Raw genomic sequence first — 5,106 nt, forward strand, 5'->3', positions numbered from 1 at the left:
CCGAATGCTGATTGAGAGCGTGTTTTCGATGTTGACTTTGGTCAGTCATTTCAAAAAAGTGATGCATCGGGTTTGGGAATACTTTCAGGCTCGTTTGGCTTTTACCATGGCTATGTTCAACGTGCTGGTCCAATGGGATGGCTTGCAAGTTAATGACGATGGCTTCGTGCCGCTTTCTATAGCCAGATTCAGTCTTTAAACTAATTAGCACCAATGGTTACTAGTTCAAAATGGTTCCTTTATTCTGCAAAGTCACCGGGTCGATTGATACGACTATAGGGCACCATCCGCACCCCTCCTGCTTCTCCTACTGTCTTGGCTGTCGGATGAATATTCATGGCTACAATCACCATCTCCACTTCTTCCTTTAACGTCGCACGGATAGCTTGAAGCTTGTTGACCACCTTTTGTGCTTCACTCCCACGTATTGTCGTTCGACATTCAACCAACACCATGACCGGCCTTCCAGCCCGCTGGCCCACACCTGCCAGATCTACTTCTTCTACCTGTCCGTTGCCTAAATCAAAGTAGCGTCGCTCTAATTCAAGTCTGGAGATACCCAGATGTTTTTCCAGGTAAGGTGGTAACAAAGCAGCAACAAACTCCTCTAGATCGAAGCCGAAACGATTAACCAGGTTCCCTATCGCCTGATGCAATTCACGGAATCCAATCTCGACCACTTGACTGAGACGAGCCAAATTCTCGTCCGTTCGCTGTTGCGCCTCGGCCAGTTCAATCACACGCTGATCTAAGATCCCGAGCCGCTCCTCGGTCCGTCGCTGCGCCTCGGCCAGTTCGGCCATATGACCGGTCAATTTGTGGACCTCGGTAGTTAACGCAGTCAGTCCCTGTTTCAATTCCTTGGTATCAGTCGCTCGCTCCAACTCCGCTCGCTGAAGATCCTCCAGAATATCGGCTAAGGCAGTTGCCTGAGCGGGCGAAAAAACCTGTGCTAATTTCTCTTCTGTTTGTTTTCGGGTTAGCATAATGAATCGATTATCTTTTGTTTAATGAAACTAATTTTTTTATATTTTAAAGCCAAATCTCCTGGGATGCTAAGAAAATTTTCGGTTTACTTTTTCTGCTTATTTCTTCAACCTATTCCATTGACTCCTGTTGAACCTCATTCAGTCCAAGCTAGGGATATACAATTTCTAGTATAACTTCGTAATCCAACAGAATGGGAACCGAACTCTCATCCTGTAAACCAGAAAATCTCTTACTAATTTATGCACAAATGCCCAACCTCTGTATCTTACAAAACGTTATACCAAGTTACCTTCCCCGGTTGGCTTTACGTCCCTGTTTGGCTCTTTATTACCAATCGATTCCTACCCCGGATGATAAAGCACCTCCAAACCTGTCATAAGGACTGGCCTGACCCCCGAGACCATTGTAACCCGGGCGCTAAATCTAATCATCTAATCCATTATGTCCTCAAACGAGGACGTTTAAGCTACCTATATTTTCTTTTTGAATTCCTTTATAGGTAGGGATAAAAAGTAGGTTAAACGTTCTGATTTGACCTAGGAAGTTGGTTTTTATTTTCGGCGTTTCGAGTAGATATTTAATCGTATTCTATCGCCAGTCCCCCTCCAACATAAACGGGGCCCAGAAAAACGGATGCCCATACAATAAGGAGACCCTCTCATCTTGTTTGATTTTATCTCCTTCTTCTGCCTCATCACGGCCTGTTTTGCTTCCTGTAGCACTTTTACCTTGCTCATTCCCTTTTTCACCTTCCCATAGAATTCTCTCATCAATTCCGCCGTTAACTCATCATTCACACGCCACAAACTGACCATCACCGAGGGAGGCCCCGCATACATAAAGGCTCGGGTGAGTCCGATCACTCCTTCTCCTTTTTTCAACTCTCCTAACCCCGTTTCACAAGCACTGAGAGTTATGAGATCTACAGACAATTCCAGGTTGAAGATCTCATAGACTTGCAAGAACCCATCCCAAAATGCTATTCCCGAATACATAGCATGTTGTGAATCCAACAGCCCGTGGGTCGACAGGTGTATATAGCGATAGTTTCTGGACCGATTCCTCAGAACCACTTTGGTTGCCTTCTCTGCCAGCATATACTCCGCGATATTTTGTGCTAAAAGATTCTCTTTAGCTTTACTTCTTCCAGCTTTACTCCGTATCTCTTCGAAAAGGTCTATGGCTTGTTGGTATCGGGTAACGGCTTCTGCCCAGGCTCCCTGTCGTTCGTGCAAATAACCCAGGTTGGCAAGGTTTATCTCTTCTACCGCTTTATCTCCGATTTCCTGGCTGATTTTCAAGGCTTCTTGATAATAACTCAGGGCCTTCTGGTAATCCCCCATCGAATCGTAAATCGTCCCCAGGTTGTTCAGGCTCATTCCCTCTCTCTGTTTATCTGCGATTTCTTTATTGAGGTTCAAAGCGCGCTGGAAATAATTCAGTGCCTTCGAATAATTCCAGGTTGCGTAGTAAACTGCTTCCAGGGTGTTCAGAGTCGTTCCTTCCCCCTGTTTATCTGCACAATACCTGGTCGGACCAACGGGCCATGCGTCGTACAGATAAAGCCCAAATGGTATCCACCAGATGAGGTCATTGGTCAGGCAAAGGATGATCGTTGTAATAGGCCATTCTCCACTCCCTATCAGCTTCGCAAGGCCGATGGGACCCGGCACCTTTCCTATAAGGCCAACCACCACCAACCGGCCTCGTTCCAGAACCCAGGCTACTTCCAGATAGAGGACCCGTAGAGTCCAATCACCATACCCAGGCAGGCGAATATTTGAGGATAGTTCTGTAACGGCCTATTTGCGAACTGGAACAGCCATTGTGGGGCCTAGAGCCGAAAACAAACCCCACCCCAGGTTGTAGAGGCCGGCCATGATAAAAACTACGCGATGGAACTTCCGTCGTGGAATCAGGATTGAACTTCATAGCTGCTTTTTGATCCTTTCGGCCCGTTTATCCGGGGCCGGATGGGTTGAGAGGAAGCTCTGACTCCCGCCTAACTCGGCCAACTTTTTAAGGGCAGAAACCGCACTTTCGGCCTTGTATCCGTGTTTCTTCAGGAACTTTAAACCATAATCGTCTGCTTCCTTTTCTTCGCTCTGGGAAAACTGGGCATTAATGAGTTTTTCGGTAAACCCGCCTAACTCTGAGGTGGCCAGAGAGCCTATTACCCCTTCTTTTAAGGCTACTCCCTTTCTTACGGCTGAGGTGGTATAAGCTACCCGAAGGGCCTTTTTGGTATGCCCCTTGGCCACATGACCGATCTCATGGCCTATCACGAAGAGCAATTCGTTATCATCCATTTTGTCCATGAGCCCACTGTAAACACGAACGGTTCCGTCTGCCATGGCAAAAGCATTGATATCGGGAGTCAGATAAACCTTAAAATTCAAAGTCATTCCGTCTTCATTTACGTGTTTATCCGTGAGCTTTTTTAAGCGCTGGGCATATTTATCAGGAGGAGCTAAAACCTTGTTTTGTGAATCTGCGTAATCAGCCGCCTGCCTGGCCATGTTTTTTACATCGTCATCCGAAAGTGTTACCGCTTTGACCGCATCCTTTCCTGAATTAAGAATACCACCTAGGTCGATGGCATTACCATCCTGGGAAATTAAAAAGATAAAAACGAAGCCGGTGATTGCGATTTTTCTCATAATATTCTCCTTTCCACCCCTCATCCTCCCCCCAACGGGGAGAGGGGAGGGTGAGGGAGGGGGGGGGTTTAGATTTTGTGAGCTATTTAACTATGGAGCGATAAATAATGTCAATCCTTTTATCCCTTAAAACTTACCCCCATTCCTGTTGAATCCATCTCCTAACCAGGCCGATAGGGATCCAGACCCTTTCTCCTTGTTCAGATACCAGGAGGTTTTGTTTTAGTGAAGCCAGGTTAGAACCATCTTCCCAAATAAGTGAACGCTCCATAAGCCCCTACAACATATAGAAACCACAAAAAAAGGGTTACCAGAATCCCCAGTTGAGGTTTTAAATCCGGAATCCACAGTACAACGATCAGGCTTAGAAAAAGCAGGATGAATATCTTTAACCCGACCGGCTCATACTTTATAAAATTTTTATCTAAAACGTTGGCTACAAAGGTCACTATGATGAACACACCGGGATAGTTTTTATCAAAAGGGGTCCGAACCACAGCGATCAGCCCTTCGGTCGTAGCCCCCAGAATAACTATTTTATCTTTAAATTTTTCTAAGGATTGTAAGTCCGACGACCCTTCAAATTTCCCTTCGAGTACCTCTATAAAACGAACCGTCTTAAAGCCTCTTCCTTTTCCTGTTGCGGCATCATAACCGGCACGAAAATTGAGGATCATCTCCCCCACATCATTCACCGGAATACTCCCCTTTTCCCTTTTGCTCAAACGATCCCGGAGCACGACCATATCTTCCCTGGGATGCGGCTCCCAGTTAATATCCATGAACTCTTTGGCCAACTCGAGACCCAAAAACGGAATATGCTGATGCTCAAACGTGACAAAGAGTAGAGGGTCTTCTGAGGAGGATGAGTCCCGTTTCCTATTCATCATTTTTTTCCACAAAGCGATCTTTAACCGTATACGATAGCTCTCCCGCAAATGTTCGAATCTCTAGTTCGTTCCCTTCTAAGGAAGATTTTGAGAGGGGTTTTAATTTCAGTGAAAAGTCTGCCCGGAGATTGGTAAGGATGACAGGGCCTGCTAGGATAGTTTTACCAGGTCTTCCTACCGGATGAGGGTTTCTCTGCCTTGCGAAGGGGACAAGGATTTCTCCGTGGAGTAGTTCATTTCAATGGTGTTATTTCTCATTTTCTTTACATTTAACCGACTCCCTTTTCCGATCAAAATAGTTTCCCCATCCGGATATTGGAGAATTACTTCACCCTTTTCCCCGGTGGTAATAACCCGATCATCTTTGAATTGAACAATTTCCAGAACCGGTAGCCCAAAAATTACCGGATTAAAGATCAAGAAAAATACCATCGTCAACCCAATCTGTACGACGCTTCTAAACATGACAGGCTCCTTCCTACTACATAGTCTATTTAGTTTTGTTTAACTTTTAAGTGGCCCTCACCCCCAGTTCCCCCTCTCCTGTGTAGGGGCGGGAGGCCTCC

6 protein-coding genes are annotated in these 5,106 nt (G+C 45.8%); 1 reads left to right on the forward strand and 5 read right to left on the reverse strand.

From position 1 onward, the window contains the following. A partial coding sequence (locus VNM22_01080; protein ID HWP45728.1) for a hypothetical protein occupies nucleotides 1–199 on the forward strand: 199 nt, incomplete at its 5' end. A gap of 40 nt (nucleotides 200–239) precedes the next feature. Here VNM22_01080 and VNM22_01085 read toward each other — a convergent pair. The 5 genes from VNM22_01085 to VNM22_01105 all read right to left on the reverse strand — a co-directional run bounded on the left by VNM22_01085 (nucleotide 240) and on the right by VNM22_01105 (nucleotide 5,005). Continuing rightward, the gene (locus VNM22_01085) at nucleotides 240–986 is read right to left on the reverse strand and encodes a hypothetical protein (GenBank protein HWP45729.1); all 747 of its coding nucleotides are present in this window, start codon (nucleotides 984–986) and stop codon (nucleotides 240–242) included. Between the two features lie 555 nt (nucleotides 987–1,541). After that, on the reverse strand, nucleotides 1,542–2,687 hold the full coding sequence (locus VNM22_01090; GenBank protein HWP45730.1) for a CHAT domain-containing tetratricopeptide repeat protein: 1,146 nt from the start codon (nucleotides 2,685–2,687) through the stop codon (nucleotides 1,542–1,544). 231 nt (nucleotides 2,688–2,918) lie between these two features. After that, the gene (locus tag VNM22_01095) at nucleotides 2,919–3,650 is read right to left on the reverse strand and encodes a M48 family metallopeptidase (GenBank protein ID HWP45731.1); all 732 of its coding nucleotides are present in this window, start codon (nucleotides 3,648–3,650) and stop codon (nucleotides 2,919–2,921) included. A 236-nt stretch (nucleotides 3,651–3,886) separates the two neighbouring features. Beyond that, complete coding sequence (locus VNM22_01100) at nucleotides 3,887–4,540, reverse strand: CHASE2 domain-containing protein (GenBank protein ID HWP45732.1); 654 nt, start codon at nucleotides 4,538–4,540, stop codon at nucleotides 3,887–3,889. Between the two features lie 174 nt (nucleotides 4,541–4,714). Beyond that, nucleotides 4,715–5,005, reverse strand: coding sequence for a hypothetical protein (locus tag VNM22_01105; protein ID HWP45733.1), 291 nt, complete (start codon nucleotides 5,003–5,005; stop codon nucleotides 4,715–4,717). Nucleotides 5,006–5,106 lie beyond the last annotated feature (101 nt).

Source organism: Candidatus Limnocylindrales bacterium, assembly GCA_035559535.1.
Taxonomy (GTDB): Bacteria; Moduliflexota; Moduliflexia; order Moduliflexales; family JAUQPW01; genus JAUQPW01.